Annotated in this window: 22 protein-coding genes; 16 read left to right on the forward strand and 6 right to left on the reverse strand. The window is 68.3% G+C overall.

What is annotated here, in order from left to right:
- Positions 1-18 precede the first annotated feature (18 nt).
- From WG902_RS05040 to WG902_RS05050, 3 genes are all read left to right on the forward strand, one after another.
- Entirely contained in the window at positions 19-393 is a 375-nt protein-coding gene (locus WG902_RS05040) for a VOC family protein (RefSeq protein ID WP_340058842.1), read from the forward strand.
- Between the two features lie 148 nt (positions 394-541).
- A complete protein-coding gene (locus tag WG902_RS05045) occupies positions 542-1,033 on the forward strand; it encodes a Crp/Fnr family transcriptional regulator (protein WP_340058843.1) in 492 nt (163 codons plus the stop codon).
- 45 nt (positions 1,034-1,078) lie between these two features.
- Positions 1,079-1,870, forward strand: a complete 792-nt coding sequence (locus tag WG902_RS05050) for a hypothetical protein (protein WP_445263654.1) — start codon at positions 1,079-1,081, stop codon at positions 1,868-1,870.
- A 144-nt stretch (positions 1,871-2,014) separates the two neighbouring features.
- Here WG902_RS05050 and WG902_RS05055 read toward each other — a convergent pair whose 3' ends face one another.
- Together WG902_RS05055 and WG902_RS05060 are read right to left on the reverse strand one after the other, a co-directional pair.
- A complete protein-coding gene (locus tag WG902_RS05055) occupies positions 2,015-2,569 on the reverse strand; it encodes an adenine phosphoribosyltransferase (RefSeq protein WP_340059439.1) in 555 nt (184 codons plus the stop codon).
- 2 nt (positions 2,570-2,571) lie between these two features.
- Positions 2,572-4,557: a monovalent cation:proton antiporter-2 (CPA2) family protein gene (locus WG902_RS05060; RefSeq protein WP_340058845.1), complete on the reverse strand. Its 1,986-nt coding sequence runs from the start codon at positions 4,555-4,557 to the stop codon at positions 2,572-2,574.
- A gap of 50 nt (positions 4,558-4,607) precedes the next feature.
- Between WG902_RS05060 and WG902_RS05065 the strand changes: the two genes are divergently transcribed.
- From WG902_RS05065 to WG902_RS05080, 4 genes are read left to right on the forward strand one after another with little or no spacing between them, the layout of a single operon-like run.
- Positions 4,608-5,585 carry a KpsF/GutQ family sugar-phosphate isomerase gene (locus tag WG902_RS05065; protein WP_340058847.1) on the forward strand — a complete coding sequence of 326 codons (978 nt, stop codon included), beginning with the start codon at positions 4,608-4,610 and terminating at the stop codon, positions 5,583-5,585.
- Between the two features lie 55 nt (positions 5,586-5,640).
- Positions 5,641-6,132, forward strand: a complete 492-nt coding sequence (locus WG902_RS05070; protein WP_340059440.1) for a KdsC family phosphatase — start codon at positions 5,641-5,643, stop codon at positions 6,130-6,132.
- Positions 6,129-6,749 carry an LPS export ABC transporter periplasmic protein LptC gene (gene lptC, locus WG902_RS05075; protein ID WP_340058848.1) on the forward strand — a complete coding sequence of 207 codons (621 nt, stop codon included), beginning with the start codon at positions 6,129-6,131 and terminating at the stop codon, positions 6,747-6,749. The genes WG902_RS05070 and lptC overlap by 4 nt, the downstream gene beginning before the upstream one ends.
- Positions 6,750-6,751: 2 nt before the next feature.
- Positions 6,752-7,525: an SDR family oxidoreductase gene (locus WG902_RS05080; RefSeq protein ID WP_340058849.1), complete on the forward strand. Its 774-nt coding sequence runs from the start codon at positions 6,752-6,754 to the stop codon at positions 7,523-7,525.
- Between the two features lie 144 nt (positions 7,526-7,669).
- Here WG902_RS05080 and WG902_RS05085 read toward each other — a convergent pair whose 3' ends face one another.
- From WG902_RS05085 to WG902_RS05095, 3 genes are all read right to left on the reverse strand, one after another.
- A complete protein-coding gene (locus WG902_RS05085) occupies positions 7,670-8,203 on the reverse strand; it encodes an RNA recognition motif domain-containing protein (RefSeq protein WP_340058850.1) in 534 nt (177 codons plus the stop codon).
- Between the two features lie 228 nt (positions 8,204-8,431).
- Complete coding sequence (locus WG902_RS05090; RefSeq protein WP_340058851.1) at positions 8,432-8,878, reverse strand: RNA recognition motif domain-containing protein; 447 nt, start codon at positions 8,876-8,878, stop codon at positions 8,432-8,434.
- Positions 8,879-9,103: 225 nt separating this feature from the next.
- On the reverse strand, positions 9,104-10,306 hold the full coding sequence (locus WG902_RS05095; protein ID WP_340058852.1) for an ammonium transporter: 1,203 nt from the start codon (positions 10,304-10,306) through the stop codon (positions 9,104-9,106).
- A 130-nt stretch (positions 10,307-10,436) separates the two neighbouring features.
- Between WG902_RS05095 and WG902_RS05100 the strand changes: the two genes are divergently transcribed.
- The 6 genes from WG902_RS05100 (at position 10,437) to otnI (ending at position 15,590) form a co-directional block, all read left to right on the forward strand.
- Entirely contained in the window at positions 10,437-10,994 is a 558-nt protein-coding gene (locus tag WG902_RS05100) for a TMEM165/GDT1 family protein (protein WP_340059442.1), read from the forward strand.
- Between the two features lie 230 nt (positions 10,995-11,224).
- Positions 11,225-11,761, forward strand: coding sequence for an REP-associated tyrosine transposase (locus tag WG902_RS05105; protein ID WP_340058853.1), 537 nt, complete (start codon positions 11,225-11,227; stop codon positions 11,759-11,761).
- 210 nt (positions 11,762-11,971) lie between these two features.
- The gene (gene metX, locus WG902_RS05110; protein WP_340058854.1) at positions 11,972-13,144 is read left to right on the forward strand and encodes a homoserine O-succinyltransferase MetX; all 1,173 of its coding nucleotides are present in this window, start codon (positions 11,972-11,974) and stop codon (positions 13,142-13,144) included.
- Positions 13,141-13,725 (forward strand): methionine biosynthesis protein MetW, encoded by a 585-nt coding sequence (gene metW / locus WG902_RS05115; protein WP_340058855.1) that lies wholly within the window; start codon positions 13,141-13,143, stop codon positions 13,723-13,725. The genes metX and metW overlap by 4 nt, the downstream gene beginning before the upstream one ends.
- 25 nt (positions 13,726-13,750) lie before the next feature.
- A complete protein-coding gene (gene denD / locus WG902_RS05120) occupies positions 13,751-14,761 on the forward strand; it encodes a D-erythronate dehydrogenase (RefSeq protein ID WP_340058856.1) in 1,011 nt (336 codons plus the stop codon).
- 7 nt (positions 14,762-14,768) lie between these two features.
- Positions 14,769-15,590 (forward strand): 2-oxo-tetronate isomerase, encoded by an 822-nt coding sequence (gene otnI / locus WG902_RS05125; RefSeq protein WP_340058857.1) that lies wholly within the window; start codon positions 14,769-14,771, stop codon positions 15,588-15,590.
- On the opposite strand, the gene WG902_RS05130 is transcribed toward otnI, so the two are convergent.
- Entirely contained in the window at positions 15,571-16,035 is a 465-nt protein-coding gene (locus tag WG902_RS05130) for a DUF421 domain-containing protein (RefSeq protein WP_340058858.1), read from the reverse strand. The two genes, otnI and WG902_RS05130, sit on opposite strands and share 20 nt — an antisense overlap.
- 135 nt (positions 16,036-16,170) lie before the next feature.
- Between WG902_RS05130 and WG902_RS05135 the strand changes: the two genes are divergently transcribed.
- The 3 genes from WG902_RS05135 to WG902_RS05145 are packed head-to-tail and all read left to right on the forward strand — an operon-like array spanning position 16,171 to position 18,778.
- On the forward strand, positions 16,171-17,115 hold the full coding sequence (locus WG902_RS05135) for a chromate resistance protein ChrB domain-containing protein (protein ID WP_340058859.1): 945 nt from the start codon (positions 16,171-16,173) through the stop codon (positions 17,113-17,115).
- Positions 17,112-18,437 (forward strand): chromate efflux transporter, encoded by a 1,326-nt coding sequence (gene chrA / locus WG902_RS05140; protein WP_340058860.1) that lies wholly within the window; start codon positions 17,112-17,114, stop codon positions 18,435-18,437. Before WG902_RS05135 ends, chrA begins: the two co-directional genes overlap by 4 nt.
- Before the next feature lie 20 nt (positions 18,438-18,457).
- Positions 18,458-18,778, forward strand: coding sequence for a rhodanese-like domain-containing protein (locus WG902_RS05145; RefSeq protein WP_340058861.1), 321 nt, complete (start codon positions 18,458-18,460; stop codon positions 18,776-18,778).
- Position 18,779 lies beyond the last annotated feature (1 nt).

The raw sequence follows: 18,779 nt of genomic DNA on the forward strand, positions 1-18,779 counted from the left end.
CTTGCAGGAGATGAAAAGATGATCCACGGAATGAACCACTTCACGGTGATCGCGGAGGACCTGGACCGCACGCTGGAGTTCTATTCCGGCCTGCTCGGGCTGCAGATGGGCCCGCGTCCGGACCTGGGCTTCCCCGGCGCGTGGCTGTACGCGGATGGCCGACCCATCCTGCACGTCTACACCGACCGGCCGGTGCCGGCGCAGCGTGCCGGTGTCATCGACCACATGGCTTTCACCGCCAGCGGCTTGAAGGACATCAAGGCGCGCTTCGACACGCGAGGCATCGCCTACGACTTGCGCCGGCAGAAAGGCGCGGGCACCTGGCAGTTGTTCTGCACCGATCCGAACGGCGCCAAGGTCGAACTCGATTTCGAGCCGCACGAGGTGCCCTGAGCGGTTGTTCGGCGCCAATACCGTTGGACGGCGCGGCGAAGCCGTCTGTCCGCGTACCGCGTAACGGCGCCACACCGCCGCGTATCCGGTGTAATCGAACGCTAACAGCGCTTGTGCGCCCCATGCCGCCGCGATTACTGTTCGCCGCATGAACGCACCCCTGCCTTCCACCATGCACTTCGATGTGCAGGGCCTGATCCACGCAACGGCGCACAACGAGTCGCTCGATGCGTTCCATCCGGCCCTGAGCAGCAAGCAATGGGAGTTGTTCGGCACCTACCTGCAGCCGTTCGCGGTGACGCAGGGCCAGGTGGTGATCCAGCAGAACGCCAGCGATCGCACGATCTATTTCGTGGAGACCGGCAGCCTGACCGTGCACTTCGAGGACGACAAGGGCCGCCTGCGCATCGCGACGGTCGAAGCGGGCTCCGCCGTCGGCGAAGGCGCCTTCTTCACGCGGCAGCCCCGCAGCGCCACCGTGCAGGCCGCGTCGGCGTGCAAGCTGTGGTCGCTCAACCCGATCCGCTTCACCGAGCTGTCCAACCGGCAGCCGCAGATGGCACTGGAAATCGCCATGGCCCTTGGCGGGCTGGTGTCCCGGCGCCTCATCAGCCGGCTCAAGCGCATTGCTGTCACCTGAGCGCACGTCTCGCGCAGAACAAAACACAACCAAGAGAGTCGCGGAATGTCTTTGTTGAACTGGTTTTCCCCGCCAAAGAAGAAGGCCGATACACCGGGCGGCGACCCCGCCAACTCCGGCCTGTCGCGCCTGGAGGCGAGCAAGCCGCAGGGCGGCCCGCGGCCGTCGTCCAGCCGCAAGCAGGAGCGCCTGGAGCGCCGCGAGCTGCTCTACGCCGTGGTGCGCGAGTCGATGGTGCGCGCCGGCGTGCTGTCCTCCAGCTACAAGTTCAAGGTGCTGTCGCTCGACCCGCGCGGTGCGCAGTTCATGGTGATGGTGGACCTGGCGCAGGGCGCCGGCAGCGACACCAGGCGGCTGTCGGAGATCGAGGCGAGCGTCACGCAATCGGCCAAGGCGCGCTACGACATCGCGGTGTCCGCCGTGTACTGGCGCGCCAGCGAGCATGTGGCGATCGGCGACCCGGCCCATCCCACCCATCCGGCGCGACTGGCGCAGCGCAATGCGCAGGCGCAACCCCCGACCTCGCGGCCGGCGCCGCTGCATCCGGATGCGATCGAGTCGGGCCCGGCGCCGCTGTACGAACCGATGGCCTCGCGTCCGTCGGTGCTGCGCTCCGCATTGGCGCAGAAGTTCGATCCGCTGCAGCAGGAAGAAGTTGCGGCATTCCGCAAAGCACTCGAAGCCGGTGTGCGCGGCGAGCAGGCACTCGCCGCGGTGGGCGCTGGCAAAGCGGCCCAGAGCTATACGCTCCTCACCGGCTTCGAGGACACGGAGATGAGCGACCAGGCGGCGCCGCAGGAGCATTTGAGCTCGACGCAGTACGGGGCGTTGCGATAGGTTCATTGGCGGGGTCGCTGCGCGAACCCGCCCTACGCCAGCTGGGGGAGTTCATTGGCGGGGTCGCTGTGCGAACCCGCCCTACGCCAGCACCCGTTCTCCTGGTAGGGCGGGTTCGCGCCAGCGACCCCGCCATGCGATGGCTCAATGCCCCGCGAAATCCACCAGCGTGAACACCGCCAGCCCACTCTCGCGCAGCTTTCCCATCCCGCCCAGTTCCGGCAGCTCCACGATCGCGGCGCCTTCGATCACGGTGCCGCCCAGCTTTTCCAGCAGCTTCTTGCCGGCCATCATCGTGCCGCCGGTGGCGATCAGGTCGTCGATCAACAGCACCCGCTGGCCCGGCTTCACGGCGTCGGTGTGCAGTTCCACCGTCGCACTGCCGTACTCCAGCTCGTAGGTTTCCTCCACCGTGGTGAACGGCAGCTTGCCCTTCTTGCGGATCGGCACGAAACCCACGCCGAGTTCGTAGGCGACCACCGAGCCCAGGATGAAGCCGCGCGCATCGAGACCCGCCACCACGTCGGGCCGGCGGTCCATGTAGCGGTGCACGAAGGCGTCGATCAGCACGCGGAACACCTTGGGGTTCTGCAGCAGCGGCGTGATGTCGCGGAACTGGACGCCCGGCGCCGGCCAGTCGGGCACGGTGCGGATGTGGCTGCGCAGGTAGTCGCCCACGCTGAAGGGCAGGTCTTGCATGGTCATCCTTTGAGCAGGATCTCCTCGGCCATCGCCAGCGGCTCGGGCCGGCCGGACAGCACGAGGGTGTCGCCGTCTTCCAGCGACGGGTCGGAGGCGGCATCGACGATGCGGCCGTTGCTGCGCCGCAGGCTGACGACGCGCACGCCTTCTTCCGCCAGCCGCAGGTGGCTGAGCACGCGGCCCAGCGCGCCGGCTTCCGACGGCAACGTGATAGTGGACAGGCGCTCCTGCTCGCGCTCGTGCAGCGTGTCGTCGTCGCTGCCATGGAAGTAGCCGCGCAGCAGGTTGTAGCGCGCATCGCGCTGCGCCTGCACCAGCCGCAGCACGCGGCGCATCGGCACGCCCACCAGCGCCAGCGCGTGGCTGGCCAGCATCAGCGAGCTTTCCAGCGTCTCCGGCACCACCTCGGTGGCGCCGGCCTGCTGCAGCCGCTCCAGGTCGAAGTCGTCCTGCGTGCGCACGATCACCGGCACGTTGGGCGCGTGGCCGCGCGCGCTGGCCAGCACCTTCAGCGCGCCCGGCACGTCCAGGTAGGTGATCACCAGCGCGCTGGCGCGGCCCAGGCCGGCGGCGATCAACGCCTGCAGCCGGGAAGCGTCGCCGAACACCACGGAGTCGCCGGCGGCGGCGGCCTGGCGCACCCGGTCGGGGTCCAGGTCGAGCGCGATGTAGGGGATGTTCTCCTGTTCCAGCATGCGCGCGAGGTTCTGGCCGCAGCGGCCGTAGCCGCAGATGATCACGTGCTTGTTGGCGTTGATCGAGCGGCGCGCGATGGTGGTCATCTGCAGCGACTGCATCAGCCATTCGCTGGCCACCACCTTCATCACGATGCGGTTGCTCCACTGGATGATGAAGGGCGTGGCGAGCATGGAGATCACCATGCTGGCCAGGATCGGGTTGATCAGCGTGGGCGGCACCAGTCTTTCCTGCTGGGCCATCGTCAGCAGCACGAAGCCGAACTCGCCCGCCTGCGCCAGGTACAGGCCGGTGCGCAGGGACACGCCGGTGGTCGCCCCGAACACCTTGGCCAGCGCCGTCACCAGCAGCAGCTTGAAGCCCACCGGCACGCTCACCATCAGCAGCACCAGCGGCCAGCGCTCGAACACCGGTCGCCAGTCCAGCAGCATGCCCACGGTGATGAAGAACAGGCCCAGCAGCACGTCGTGGAAGGGGCGGATGTCCGCTTCCACCTGGTGCTTGAACTCCGTCTCGGAGATCAGCATGCCCGCGATGAAGGCGCCGAGCGCCAGCGACAGGCCGGCCAGCTCGGTCAGCCAGGCCAGCCCCAGCGTGATCAGCAGCATGTTCAGGATGAACAGCTCCTCGCTCTTGCGCCGCGCCACCATCGTCAGCCACCAGCGCATCACGCGCTGGCCGCCCACCAGCAGCAGCGCGATCAGGATGGAGGCCTTGAGCAGGGCATAGCCGATCTCGCGCAGCAACTCCTCCGGGGGGCTGCCCAGCGCCGGGATCAGCACCAGCAGCGGCACGACCGCCAGGTCCTGGAACAGCAGCACGCCCATCACGCGCTTGCCATGCTCGGAGTCCATCTCCAGCCGGTCCGCCATCATCTTCACCACGATGGCGGTGCTGCTCATGGCCAGCGCGCCGGACAAGGCCAGCGCGCTTTGCCAGCTCATGCGCCAGAAGCCGGGCGCCGCCCAGGCAAACAGCAGCGAGCCGATGGTGCCCAGCACCACGGTCAGCACCACCTGCGACAGGCCCAGCCCGAACACGTGGGCGCGCATCGCCCGCAGCTTGGAGAGGTTGAACTCCAGGCCAATCACGAACATCAGGAACACCACGCCGAACTCGCCCAGGTGCCGCACGTCCGCCGAATCCTGGGCCAGGGCCAGGGCATTGGGACCGATCACCACGCCGACCACCAGGTACCCCAGCATCGCCGGCAGCCGCAGGAACCGGCACAGCACCACGCCCAGCACTGCGGCGAGCAGGTACAACAGAGTGAGTTCCAGTGAGGTCATCCCCTCCTATGCTATCCGGCGTCCGGCCCGGCCCGACTAAAATCCCCGTGATGACTTTCGACCGCACACGTGCGCTGCGCCTCGCACAGGAAACCTTCGAGATCGAGGCGGCCGCCGTCCAGGGCCTGAAAGCCCGCACCGGGGAGGACTTCGCCCGGGCCGTGGAGGCCATGCTGGACCTGCGCGGGCGGGTGGTGGTGATGGGGATGGGCAAGAGCGGCCACGTGGGCCGCAAGATCGCCTCGACCCTGGCCTCCACCGGCACGCCCGCCATGTTCGTCCACCCGGCCGAGGCCAGTCACGGTGACCTGGGCATGATCAAGCCGACCGACCTGGTGGTCGCCATCAGCAACGGCGGCGAGAGCGACGAGATCGTGGCGATCCTGCCGATGCTCAAGCGCCTGGGCGTGCCCCTGATCGCCATGACCGGCAACACCAGGTCGACCCTGGCCCGCCATGCCGACATCCTGCTGGATAGCGGCGTCGAGAAGGAAGCCTGCCCGCTGAACCTGGCGCCCACCGCCAGCACCACCGCGCAACTGGCCCTGGGCGACGCGCTGGCCGTGGCGCTGCTGGACGCGCGCGGCTTCAAGACCGAGGACTTCGCGCGCTCGCACCCGGGCGGCGCGCTGGGCCGCAAGCTGCTGACGCACCTGAGCGACGTCATGCGCAAGGGCGACAGCGTGCCGCGCGTGCTGCCGGATGCGTCGTTCACCGAGCTGATGCGCGAGATGAGCCGCAAGGGCCTGGGCGCATCGTCCGTGGTCGACCAGGCCGGCCGCGTGCTGGGCATCTTCACCGACGGCGACCTGCGCCGCCTGATCGAGCAGGGCGTGGACCTGCGCAACACCAAGGCGCACGAGGTGATGCATCCCGGCCCGCGCACCATCCGCGACGACTCGCTGGCGGCGGAGGCGGCGCAGCTGATGGAGCAGTTCCGCATCACCAGCGTGCTGGTGGTGGATGGGGACGGGTTGCTGGTCGGGGCGGTCAACTCCAACGACCTGATGCGCGCCAAGGTGATTTGAGGTGGTCGTGCCCGCATTGACCTTCCCGCCCGAGCTGCTGCTCGCCGCGCAAGGCATGCGGGCGGCGATCTTCGACGTCGACGGCGTGCTGACCGACGGCGGCATCCTGGTCAGCGACGAGGGCGAAATGCTCAAGCGCTTCTCCATCCTGGACGGCCTGGGCTTGAAGCTGCTGCAGCGCGGCGGCATCACGCCGATCGTCATCACCGGCCGCGATTCGAAGCCGCTGCGCAAGCGGCTCGAATCGCTGGGCGTGACGCACGTCCACTACGGCACCGAGGACAAGCGGCCGGCGGCGGAGCAGACGCTGGCGGCGCTGGGCATCGCCTGGTCGCAGACTGCGGCGATCGGCGACGACTGGCCGGACTTGCCGGTGCTGCGCCGCTGCGCCTTCGCGGCAGCACCGGCCAATGCGCATGTCGAGGTGCGTTCCGCGGCCCGCTATGTCACGCAGGCACGGGGCGGCCATGGCGCCGCGCGGGAGTTCTGCGACCTGTTGCTGGTGGCTTCGGGCCGCTACGCGCAGTTGCTGGAGGCCTACGGGTGACCGAACAGCGCGGTTTCGGCCGCGCCTGGGACCGCCTGACCATCTACCTGCCCATCATCCTGATGGGCCTGCTGGCCCTGGGCACCTACTGGCTGGCGCGCAACACACCCACCTTTTCCGCTCCAGGCGTCAAAAGCACGCCCACGCACGAGCCGGACCACTTCCTGCGCAATTTCTCCGTGAAGTCGTTCGACCCCGCGGGGCGGCTGAAGACCGAAATCCACGGCGTCGAGGCGCGTCACTACCCCGACACGGACATCACCGAGATCGACTCGCCGCGCATCCGCTCGTACAACCAGAAGGGGGCGCTGACGGTGGCCACCGCCAAGCGTGCGCTGAGCAACGGCGACGGCAGCGAGGTGCAGTTGATGGGCGATGCGGTCGTGACCCGGACGACATTCGACGCGGCCGGCAAGCCGCAGGAGCCGATGGAGATCCGCGGCGAGTTCCTGCACGCCTTCATGGACACCGAGCAGGTCAAGTCCAACCGGCCGGTGCGGCTGACGCGCGGCGCTGACGTGTTCGTGGGTGACAGCATGGCCTACGACAACCTCGATCGCGTGCTGCAGCTGGAAGGCCGGGTGCGCGGTACGTTGCAGGCGCGGCCCGCCCCCTAGGAATGGATCGCCTCGTCTTCATCACCGGCGCCTCCAGCGGCATCGGGCAGGCGCTGGCGTGGCGCTATCACCAGGCCGGCTGGAGGCTGGCACTGTCGGCGCGGCGCGCCGCGGACATCACGCAGTGGGCGCAGGCGCAGGGCATCCCGGCGGAACGCTTTCGTGTCTATGGCGCCGACGTGGCGCAGACCGACAGCATCGTCGCGGCCGGCCGCGCCTGCATCGATGCGCAAGGCGTGCCCGACGTGGTGATCGCCAACGCCGGCATCAGCGTCGGCGTGGATACGGGGATGCGCGAGGACCTGGACGTCATCGCTCGCATCTACGCCACCAACAACGTGGGCCTGGCGGCGACGTTCCATCCCTTCATCGATGCGATGGTGCGTCGCGGCAGCGGCACGCTGGTGGGCATCGCCAGCGTGGCGGGCATCCGCGGCCTGCCGGGACATGCCGCCTATTGTTCGAGCAAGGCCGCCGTCATCAGCTATTGCGAGAGCCTGCGCGGCGAGATGCGTTCGCATGGCGTGCGCGTGGTGACCATCGCGCCGGGCTACGTGGACACGCCGCTGACGCAGCGCAATCGCTACGGCATGCCGTTCCTCATGAAGGCGCCACGCTTCGCCGATGCCGCCTTCCGCACCATCGCGGCGGGGCGCAGCTACCGCGTGATTCCATGGCAGATGGGCATCGTGGCGAAGTTGCTGCGCGTGTTGCCCGATGCGCTGTTCGACAAGGCGATGGCGGGGCAGCCGCGCAAGCATCGGGAAACTCGATAGCGCCGGGGTGCGGCTGCGCCGCAACCCGGCCTGCGAGGTCAATGCGGAATGCCGGAATCCCTGTAGGTCGGGTTGCGCGCAGCGCACCCCGACGCCCATGAAAAAGGCTCCCGCAGGAGCCTCTTGTCTTGGCGTGATCGACGCTCAGTAGCTGTTGCCGCCACCGCCGCCGTACCCGCCGCCACCCCCGCCGCCGGAGCGGCCACCGCCGCCGCCGCGCGGGCCGGCGCCGTACGGGCTGCGGAAGCCGCCGTCCTGGCCGCCGCCACCGCCGTAGCCACCACCGCCTTCGCGGCGGCCGCCACCACCCCCACTGCCACCGCCACCGTAGCCACCGCCGCCGCCGGAGCGGCCACCGCCGCCACCGCCACCGCCGTAACCACCGCCGCCGCCGCCGAAGCCGCCGCCACCGCTGCGGGGCGGACGGTTTTCCATCGGGCGCGCTTCGTTCACGACGACGCTGCGGCCGCCCATGGACTGGCCGTTCATGCCGCTGATCGCCGCTTGCGCCTCCTGGTCGCTGCCCATCTCGACGAAACCAAAGCCCTTGGAACGACCGGTCTCGCGGTCCATCATCACCTTGGCGCTGCTGACCTGGCCGAACTGGCCAAACGCCTGTTCGAGGTCGCTGTCGCGCACCTCATAGGGAAGGTTGCCTACGTACAGTTTGTTGCCCATCTACAGGGACTCCTGAAAAACATTGAACCGAAGCGATGGAGTCCCGAAAACGCATTCAACTGAAAGCGACGCGATAGGCACCTGTCACCGCAACCCGAGTGGAACTGCAAGACCCACAAAAACATTATGGAGGAAATCACTGCAGAGGGGGCAGGCCGGCCCGGCCATGAAAAAAGGGCCCGCAGGCCCTTTGTCTACAGGGCGCGTCGGCCCTGGATTGCGCAATGATCAGTAGCGGTCGCGGCCACCGCCGCCGCCGCCACTGCCGCCGCCGCCGTAGCCGCCGCCACCGCCTTCGCGACGGCCACCGCCGCCACCGCCGCCGTAGCCGCCACCACCACCGCCGCCGCTGCCGCCGCCGCCGAAGCCGCGACCACCGCCGCCGCCGCCACCACCAAAGCCGCCGCCGCCGCCACCGCTGCGGGGTTCCATCGGACGGGCTTCGTTGACCACGAGGCCACGGCCGCCGATTTGCTGGCCGTTCATGCCGGCGATGGCAGCCTGCGCTTCAGCGGGGCTGCTCATCTCGACAAAACCGAAGCCCTTGGAGCGACCGGTGTCACGTTCCATCATGACCTTGGCGCTGGTGACAGTACCGAACTGGGCGAAAGCCTGTTCCATGTCGCTGTCGCGGTAAGAATAGGGAAGGTTCCCCACGTAAAGTTTGTTGCCCATGAAAGGACTCCGCTAAAAGAAACGCACAACGCGATGGAGTCCGCAAGACGCAATCAAAACCACGCGAGACCGACTAAACACCGCAAACAGTGGACCCTCGCGGGGCCCACGGCCGATATTATGCGCGCCAAAGTGGTTTTTCGTCTGTCAGGGTTCTACCGGACGTCGAGCGATAGGCCGCTTTGGTGGAAACTGCCACACGGCCAGCCCACAGCCCGCCCGTCATCACCAGTTCACTTCCCGCTCCGGGGTCGAACCGATCTTGTGGATGGCCAGGTCGGCGCCCTCGTGCTCTTCTTCCGGGGACAGCCGCAAGCCCATCACGACCTTGAGCAGCCCGTAGAGCGCAAAACCGCTCAGCAGCGCCCAGCCCACCCCCAGCAGGCTGCCGATGACCTGGGCGCCGAAGCTCACCCCGCCGAGGCCGCCGAGCGCCTGGCTGCCGAAGATGCCCGCGGCGATGCCGCCCCAAAGTCCGCACAGGCCGTGCAGCGGCCAGACGCCCAGCACGTCGTCGATCTTCCAGCGGTTCTGGGTCAGGGTGAACATGACGACGAAGATCACGCCGGCGGCGGAACCGACGGCCAGGGCGCCGAGCGGATGCATCACGTCGCTGCCCGCGCAGACGGCCACCAGCCCGGCGAGCGGGCCGTTGTGGACGAAGCCGGGATCGTTGCGGCCCAGCAGCGTGGCGGCGATGGTGCCGCCCGCCATGGCCATCAGCGAGTTGACCGCGACCAGCCCGGAAATCTTGTCGATGGTCTGCGCGGACATCACGTTGAAGCCGAACCAGCCGACGGTGAGTACCCACGCACCGAGCGCCAGGAAGGGGATGTTGGAAGGCGGGTGGGCCGAGATCGCGCCATCCTTGCGGTAGCGATTGCTGCGTGCGCCGAGCAGCACCACCGCCGGCAAGGCCAGCCAGCCGCCGATGGCGTGGACGACGATGGAGCCGGCGAAGTCGTGAAATTCGGCGCCGGTCAGGTCCTTGATCCAGGCCTGGACGCCCAGGCGCTGGTTCCAGGCCACGCCTTCGAACAGCGGATAGACCAGGCCGACGATGATGGCGGTGGCGACCAGCTGCGGCCCGAAGCGGGCGCGCTCGGCGATGCCGCCCGAGATGATGGCCGGGATGGCCGCGGCGAACGTGAGCAGGAAGAAGAACTTCACCAGCTCGTAGCCGCTCCTGGCCACCAGCTGGTCGGCGCCCACCAGGAAGCTGGTCCCGTACGCCACCGAGTAGCCGACCAGGAAGTAGACGACGGCGGAAACGGAGAAGTCGACCAGGATCTTCACCAGCGCGTTGACCTGGTTTTTCTTGCGGACGGTGCCGAGTTCGAGGAAGGCGAAGCCCGAATGCATGGCCAGCACCATGATTGCGCCGAGCAGGATGAACAGGACGTCCGATCCCTGTTTTAGTGCTTCCATGTCTTTTGTCTCCGGAGGAATGCTTGTTGATGGTGCGTTTTGGCGGCTTGGCAGCTGTCCGCACCAAAAAAAGCAAAAAGTGCGCCATCGGCGTGCGCATTCCGGGCTGGGTACACTTTCCGCCGTCTTGATCGAATCCTTTCTCGTCTCCACGGGCATCGTCGCCCTCGCCGAAATGGGCGACAAGACGCAGCTGCTGGCCCTGGTCCTGGCCGCCCGCTTTCGCAAGCCCTGGCCGATCGTGCTGGGAATTTTCGCCGCCACCATCGTCAACCATGCGCTCGCCGGCGCGGTCGGCAGCTGGGTGACGTCGGCCCTCGGACCGGACGTGTTGCGCTGGGTGCTGGGCGGCTCGTTCATCGCGATGGCGATCTGGATGCTGATCCCCGACAAGCTCGATGCGGACGATGTCGACAAGGCGCCGCGCTATGGCGTGTTCCTCACCACGGTCGTGGCCTTCTTCCTGGCCGAGATGGGCGACAAGACGCAGATTGCCACCGTCATGCTGGCCGCCCGCTTCGATTCCTGGGCCGCCGTGGTGGCGGGCACGACGCTGGGCATGATGCTCGCCAACGCGCCGGTGGTCTGGCTGGGCGAGCGGATCATGCGGCGGGTGCCGATCAAGCTGGTCCACACGGTTGGGGCGGGGATCTTCCTGGTGCTGGGGGTGCTGGCGCTGGCGAGCTGACGCCGGGGTGCGCTGCGCGCAACCCGGCCTACGAGGGTGCGGCGCTGACGCCGGGGATACGTTGCGCGCAACCCGGCCTACGAGGGTGCGGCGCTGACGCCGGGGATACGTTGCGCGCAACCCCCTACGAGGATGCGGACTTCGTAGGTCGGGTTCGCGAACGCGACCCCGACGTCCTGGCGTCCTCCGATCGGGCGACGTTGCGTGGCGCTCCACCGCGTTATGGCTGGATGTCCCGCTACATCCGCGCCAACACACCGGGCGCCACCTACTTCTTCACTGTGACCCTCCTGGACCGGCAGTCGCGCTGGCTGGTCGACCACGTTCCGTTGTTGCGGGAGTGTGTTGCGGCCACGAAGGCCGACCACCCGTTTCGAACCGACGCGATGGTCGTCATGCCGGACCACCTCCATGCCATCTGGACCTTGCCCGAACAGGATGCGGACTTCTCCCTGCGCTGGATGCTCATCAAGCGGCGGTTCACCCGACAGTTGCTGTGCCGGCGGCTGCTCGATCCCGCATCGTCGCTGCCCCGACGCGGCACCGAGCGCTCCTTGTGGCAGCGGCGCTTCTGGGAGCACCAGATCCGGGATGACGACGATTTCGCGCGACACGTCGAGTACATCCATGTCAATCCAGTGAAACATGGTTTGGTCGCGCAGGCGAGGGACTGGCCGTATTCGAGCTTTCATCGCTTCGTTCGACAAGGAGTCGTGCCAGCGGATTGGGGTTTGCGCGCGGACGTGCCCGGCGCTTTCGGAGAGTGACATGGGTGTCGGGGTGCGCTTCGCGCAACCCGACCTGCAAACGCCGCAAACCGCGCCGCCCGTAGGCCGGGTTCGCCGCAGGCGACCCCGGCGTTCCGCGTTGATATACTTCCCCCAGCGCCGATTTGCCTCGATTGCGGGCGCTCAATAAATGCCGCTAAAGACAGGCCGAGCCCGGCCCGCCACAGCGGAGCCGGGCTTTTCGTTTCCATGACGCTGATCGCCACTTCACGGTCCATGCAGTTCGACGCGCCGCTCGCCTTGCGCAGCGGCGCCTCCATCCGCGGCTACTCGCTGGCCTACGAGACCTACGGAACGCTCGACGCGCAGCGCAGCAACGCCGTGCTGATCTGCCACGCGCTCAATGCGTCGCATCACGTGGCGGGCGTGTATCCCGGCCAGGAGAGATCCGAAGGCTGGTGGGACACCATGATCGGCCCCGGCAAACCCGTGGACACCGACCGCTTCTTCGTCATCGGCGTCAACAACCTGGGCTCCTGCTTCGGCTCCACCGGGCCGATGCACGAAAACCCCGACACCGGCCGCGTCTACGGAGCCGACTTCCCGGTGGTGACGGTGGAGGACTGGGTCGATGCGCAAGCCCGGCTGCTCGACGGCCTGGGCATCCGCACGCTGGCCGCGGTGATGGGCGGCAGCCTCGGAGGCATGCAGGCGCTGTCGTGGACGCTGCAGCATCCGCAACGGGTGCGGCACGCGGTGGTGATCGCCAGCGCGCCAAACCTCAACGCCGAGAACATCGCCTTCAACGAGGTGGCGCGCCGCGCCATCGTCACCGACCCCGACTTCCACGGCGGCCACTTCTACCAGCACGGCGTGATCCCGAAGCGCGGCCTGCGCATCGCCCGCATGATCGGACACATCACGTACCTGTCGGACGACGTGATGAACGAGAAGTTCGGCCGTCAGTTGCGCGAGGGCATGGATCTGCAGTACACGACGCAGGACATCGAGTTCCAGATCGAGAGCTACTTGCGCTACCAGGGCGACAAGTTCAGCGAGTACTTCGACGCCAACACCTACCTGCTGATCACCCGCGCGCTCGACTACTTCGACCCGGCCTTGCGCCACGACGGCAACCTGGCCAGGGCGCTGGCGGTGGCCACCGCCAAGTTCCTGCTGGTCAGCTTCAGCACCGACTGGCGCTTTTCGCCGGCGCGCAGCCGCGAGATCGTCAAGGCGCTGCTCGACAACCGCCGCGACGTCAGCTACGCCGAGATCGACGCGCCGCACGGCCACGACGCCTTCCTGCTGGAAGACCCGCGCTACCTGGGCGTGGTGCGCTCCTACTTCGAGCGCATCGCGGCGGAGCGGGTCGAGCCGACGCCGGAAGTGCGCGAGCTGCCCGCGGGAGCCATGCTGTGAGCGACCGCGCGACGATCCAATCCATCGGCCGGCTCGTTCCGCAAGGCGCGCGCGTGCTGGACCTCGGCTGCGGCGACGGCGCCTTGCTGGACCACCTGCAGCGCGAGCGCGGCTGCAGCGGCTACGGCATCGAGCTGGCCGACGAGAACGTGCTGGCCTGCGTGAAACGTGGCGTCAACGTGATCCAGCTGAACCTGGACCAGGGCCTGTCCATCTTCGACGACGACAGCTTCGACGTCGTGCTGCAGATCGACACGCTGCAACACCTGCGCAATGCCGAGACCATGCTGCGCGAGACGGCACGCGTGGGCAAGCTGGGCATCGTGGCCTTCCCCAACTTCGCGCACTGGCCGAACCGGCTTTCGATCGTGCGCGGCCGCATGCCGGTGACCAAGCGGCTGCCCTACCAGTGGTACGACACGCCCAACATCCGCGTGGGCACGTTCAAGGACTTCGAGGTGCTGGCCACCAAGAACCGGCTGACCATCCTCGATGCGTTCGGGTTGCAGGACGGGCACGAGCGCCGCTTCCTGCCCAACATGACCGCCAGCACCGCCGTCTTCAAGTTCGAGCGCGGATAGCCCGCACTGGCGCTATGCTGCGCGCATGAACATCCTGATCACCGGCGGCACCGGTTTCCTCGGTGCCCGGCTGGCCCGCACGCTGCTGGCCGCCAACTCCGTTTCCCTGCGCGGCGCACCGCCGCGACGCATCGAGCAGGTGGTGCTGGCCGACCGCGGCCCCGCCCCCCCCGACCTGGCGGCCGACCCGCGGGTGCGCGTGGTGCAAGGCGACTTGCTCGAGCTGCTGCAGCGCCGTGAGCTGCCGGCGGCCGGCACCGACGCCGTGTTCCACCTGGCCGCTGCCGTCAGTGGCGAATGCGAGGCCGACTTCGACCTGGGCATGCGCAGCAACGTCGACACGACGCGCGCGTTGCTGGAGGGCTGCCGCGCCCTGGGCACCAGCCCCGTGTTCGTGTTCGCCAGTTCGGTCGGCGTGTTCGGCCGCCGTCCCGGCGACGGCCCGCTGGGCACCATCGCCGATGACACGCTGCCGACGCCGCAAGGCAGCTACGGCATCCAGAAGTTCATCTGCGAGCAGCTGGTGGCCGACTACGCGCGCAAGGGCTACGTGGCGGGCCGCATCGTGCGGCCGATGACCGTGGCGGTGCGCCCGGGCCTGCCCAATGGCGCGGCCTCCAGCTTCTTCAGCGGCATGATCCGCGAACCGCTGGCCGGCGTGAGGGCCCGCATCCCGGTGCCGGCCGACACGCCCGCGGCACTGGCTTCACCGCGCAGCACCATCGCCGGCTTCATCCGCGCCGGCGAGGCGAGCGACGCCGAATGGGGCCACCGCACCGCGATCAACCTGCCGTCCCTGCGCACCACGGTCGGCGAGATGGCCGCCGCGCTGGAGAAGGTGGCCGGCAAGGAGGCCGCCGCGCTGCTCGACTGGCAGGTCGACCCGGCCATCGAGAAGCTGGTGCGCAGCTGGCCGGGCGACGTTGCGTGGGAACGCGCGCGCGGGCTCGGCTTGCAGAGCGACGCCAGCTTCGAAGCCATCGTGCGCGAGTACATCGCCGAAAACCCGCAGGCCGTGCGCCTGCCGGTGCGCTGAGGTTCCCATGCCGCGTTTCGCCGCCAACCTGTCGATGCTCTATCCGGAGCTGCCCTTCCTGGACCGCTTCGAGGCCGCCGCGCGCGACGGCTTCGAAGGCGTGGAATACCTCTTCCCCTACGAGCACGAAGCCGCCGAACTGGCGGCGCGGCTTCGCGCCCACGGCCTGCAGCAGGTGCTGTTCAATGCACCGCCCGGCAACTGGGACGCGGGCGAGAAGGGCCTGGCCTGCCTGCCGGGCCGTGAGCAGGAATTCCGCGACGGCGTCACCCGGGCGCTGAAGTACGCCGAGGTCTTGCGCTGCCCGCGCGTGCATGTGATGGCCGGGCTGGTGCCGCGGGGCGTGGAGCGCGCCGCAGTCCGGCCGACCTACGTGGCCAACCTGCGCTGGGCGGCACGCGAAGCGGCCAGGCAGGGCGTCAAGATCCTGATCGAGCCGATCAACACGCGCGACATCCCGGGCTTCTTCGTCAACCGGCAGGACGATGCGCACGCGCTGCTGGCGGAGATCGGCGAGGCCGGCGCGCAGGTGCAGATGGACCTGTACCACTGCCAGGTGGTGGAGGGCGACGTGGCGATGAAGATCCGCCAGTACCTGCCCACCGGGCGCGTGGGCCATTTCCAGATCGCCGGCGTGCCGCAGCGGCACGAGCCGGATCTCGGCGAGATGAACTATCCGTTCCTGTTCTCGGTCATTGACGAAGTGGCCACCGCATGCGGCTGGCAGGGCTGGGTGGGCTGCGAATACCGGCCCGCGCGCGGCGCGCAGCCGGGTGGCACGTCCGAAGGGCTGGCCTGGATGCGCCGGCTCAAGGCTGCTTCTTCATGATGGTGATGGCGCCGTCCGCCTCCAGGACGGCCATGCGCATGTCCTTGAGCTCGCAGTCGGCCTCGCGCAGCGCCTTGTCGATGTCGCTGCGCGCGATGCGCTGGCGCTTGAGCACCTCCTCGTAGACCACGCCTTCGCGGCCGACCAGCACGGGGCTGCCTTCCAACAAGGCGTCCACTTTCTTGCTGCGGGCGCTGACCGTGGCAAGCAGCACGTTGAGCGCCAGCAGCGTCGCTGCAGCGATGAGGCCGCCCACCAGCGAGTCGTCCTGGCCGGCGATCGAGCCGCTGACCGCCTCCGACAGGAGCAGCACCACGATCAGGTCGAAGGGCGTGAACTGGCCGACCGTTCGCTTGCCCGTCATCCGCACCATCACGAGCAGCACGAGGTAGACGACGCTGGCGCGCAGGATGAATTCCCACCAGGGGACTTGCATGTCGAACATGGTTGCTCTCCGGTTGTGCTGCAGCGCAGTGAAACACCGGGCATGACTCAGCCGTGTCGGACGGCGGCGCGACGCGCGGTCCGCCGCTTCTGCCAGGCGCTTGCAACAATCATCACATTGTGAGATATTTGCTGCATGACCGACTGGCTCATCCTCACGGCGACGCTGCCCACCAGCCCGAGCGGACTGCGCGTGCGGGTCTGGCGGGCCTTGAAAGCCACCGGTGCGGGCACATTGCGCGAGGGGGTGTACGTGCTTCCGGAATCCGCGCCCGCGGCCGCGTCCCTGCGCGACCTGGCCCATACGATTGCCGAGGCCGGCGCCGAATCGCACCTGCTCGAGGTCCGCGCGCGCGACCAGGCGCAGGAAGCAGCCTTCCGCGCGCTGTTCGACCGCTCCGATGCGTACGCGGAGTTGCTCCAGGCCGTGAAGGAGGCCCGCAAGGCAATGGCCAGAGCCACGGAAGCGCAGCTGCGCAAGACCCTGAGGGCCCTGGAGCAGCAGTTGCAGCAAGTGCAGGACAGCGACTTCTTCCCGGGCAAGGAGGCCGCACGGGCGGTCGACGCCCTGGCAAGCTTGCGGCGCGAAGTGGAACTGCATCTCTCCCCGGACGAGCCCTCGCCGACGGCGGCCGCGATCGCGTCCCTTTCGGTGGCCCAGTACCAGGGGCGGACATGGGCCACGCGCAAGCGGCCGTGGGTCGACCGGCTGGCCACCGCGTGGCTCGTCTGGCGCTTCGTCGACAAGTCGCCGAAATTCCTCTGGCTGTCGGACCCGAAGAAATGCCCGAAGTCGGCGATCGGTTACGACTTCGACGGCGCGACGTTCACGCACGTGGGGGAACTGGTCACTTTCGAGGTGGTGGCCAGGAGCTTCGGCCTCGATGCGGACGCCGCCGTGGCGCGGATCGCCCAGCTCGTTCACTCCATCGACGTCGGCGGCATCCCGCTGGATGAAGCGCCGGGGCTGGAGCTGATGGTTCGCGGGTTGCAGGCCCAGCACGCGGACGACGACGACTTGCTGCAGGCCGCCTTCGGCCTCTTCGACACATTGCATGCCGCGATGAAGGCGCCCCGATGACGACGCAACTGACACGCGCGCAAGCGTTCTGGTTCTGGCTGAAGCTCGGCTTCATCAGCTTCGGAGGTCCCGCCGGGCAGATCGCGATCATGCACGAGGAGCTGGTGGAGCGGCGACGCTGGATCTCCGAGAACCGCTTCCTGCACGCACTGAACTACTGCATGCTGCTGCCCGGACCGGAGGCGCAGCAGCTCGCGACGTACATCGGCTGGCTGCTGCACCGCACCTGGGGCGGCCTTGTCGCGGGCGGGCTGTTCGTCCTGCCCTCGCTGTTCATCCTCGTCGGCCTCTCGTGGATCTACATGGCGTTCGGCGACGTGCCTGCCATCGCCGGCATGTTCTACGGCATCAAGCCGGCGGTGACGGCCCTGGTCGTGCATGCGGCCTGGCGCGTAGGCTCCCGGGCGTTGAAGAACGGATGGCTCTGGAGCATCGCCGCGGCCGCGTTCATCTCCATCTTCGCCTTCAACATCCCGTTCCCCCTGATCGTGCTCGCGGCCGGCGCCCTGGGCTACTTCGGCGGCAAGTACGCGCCGGACAAGTTCAAGCCGGGCGGCGGCCATGCAAGTGCGGCCAAGCCGCTGGGCCCGGCCCTCATCGACGACGACACGCCGACACCCGAGCATGCGCTGTTCACGTGGCCGCACTTCTGGCGGGTGCTCGTGACGTTCCTGGGCTTGTGGGTGGCGACGATCGGCGCGCTCGCCGCGGTCTACGGCTGGGACGCGGTGCTGACGCAGATGGCGTGGTTCTTCACCAAGGCGGCACTCCTGACGTTCGGCGGCGCCTACGCCGTGCTTCCCTACGTGTACCAGGGCGCGGTGGACCACTACCAGTGGCTGACCGGCCTGCAGATGATCGACGGCCTGGCGCTGGGCGAGACGACGCCCGGCCCGCTGATCATGGTGGTCGCTTTCGTCGGTTTCGTGGGCGGATGGACCAAGGCGATCTTCGGTCCCGATGCGCTCTTTCTTGCCGGCGCGGCGGCGGCGACCGTGGTGACGTTCTTCACCTTCCTGCCGTCCTTCCTGTTCATCCTGCTGGGCGGGCCCTTCATCGAGTCCACCCACGGCAACCTGAAGTTCACGGCGCCGCTGGTGGGCATCACGGCCGCCGTCGTCGGCGTGATCGTGAACCTGGCGGTGTTCTTCGCGTACCACGTGCTCTGGACGCAAGGCCTGTCCGGCCGATTCGAGTGGCTTGCGGCCGTCATCGGCGTGGCTGCGGCCATCGCGCTGTTCCGCTTCAAGGTTGGCGTCATCCCCGTCGTGCTGGTCTCCGGCGCCGCCGGGTTGATGCTGCGACTCACCAACGTGATCTGAGGTGCTCCATGGACGCTCGCATGCAAGACAGTGAACCCTTCGCGGCCGCGGCCGAGGACCTGGCAGGGGCCCACATCGTCGACGTGCGCCGCAAGGCCGCGTTCGACCTGGCGGACTCCGTCATTCCGGGCGCGCAATGGCGCGACCCGGAACAGGTGAACGACTGGTGCGCGCAGGTGCCGAAGGGCGCGCCGGTGGTGGTCTATTGCGTCCACGGACACGAGGTCGGCCGCTCCACCGCGATGGCCCTGCGCGCGGCCGGGATCGATGCGCGGTTCCTGCGCGGCGGCATCGAGGGCTGGAAAGCCGCGGGCCGGCCCCTCGCGGCCAAGCCACGCTAGC

Source organism: Ramlibacter sp. PS3R-8 (genome assembly GCF_037572435.1).
GTDB lineage: Bacteria > Pseudomonadota > Gammaproteobacteria > Burkholderiales > Burkholderiaceae_C > Ramlibacter.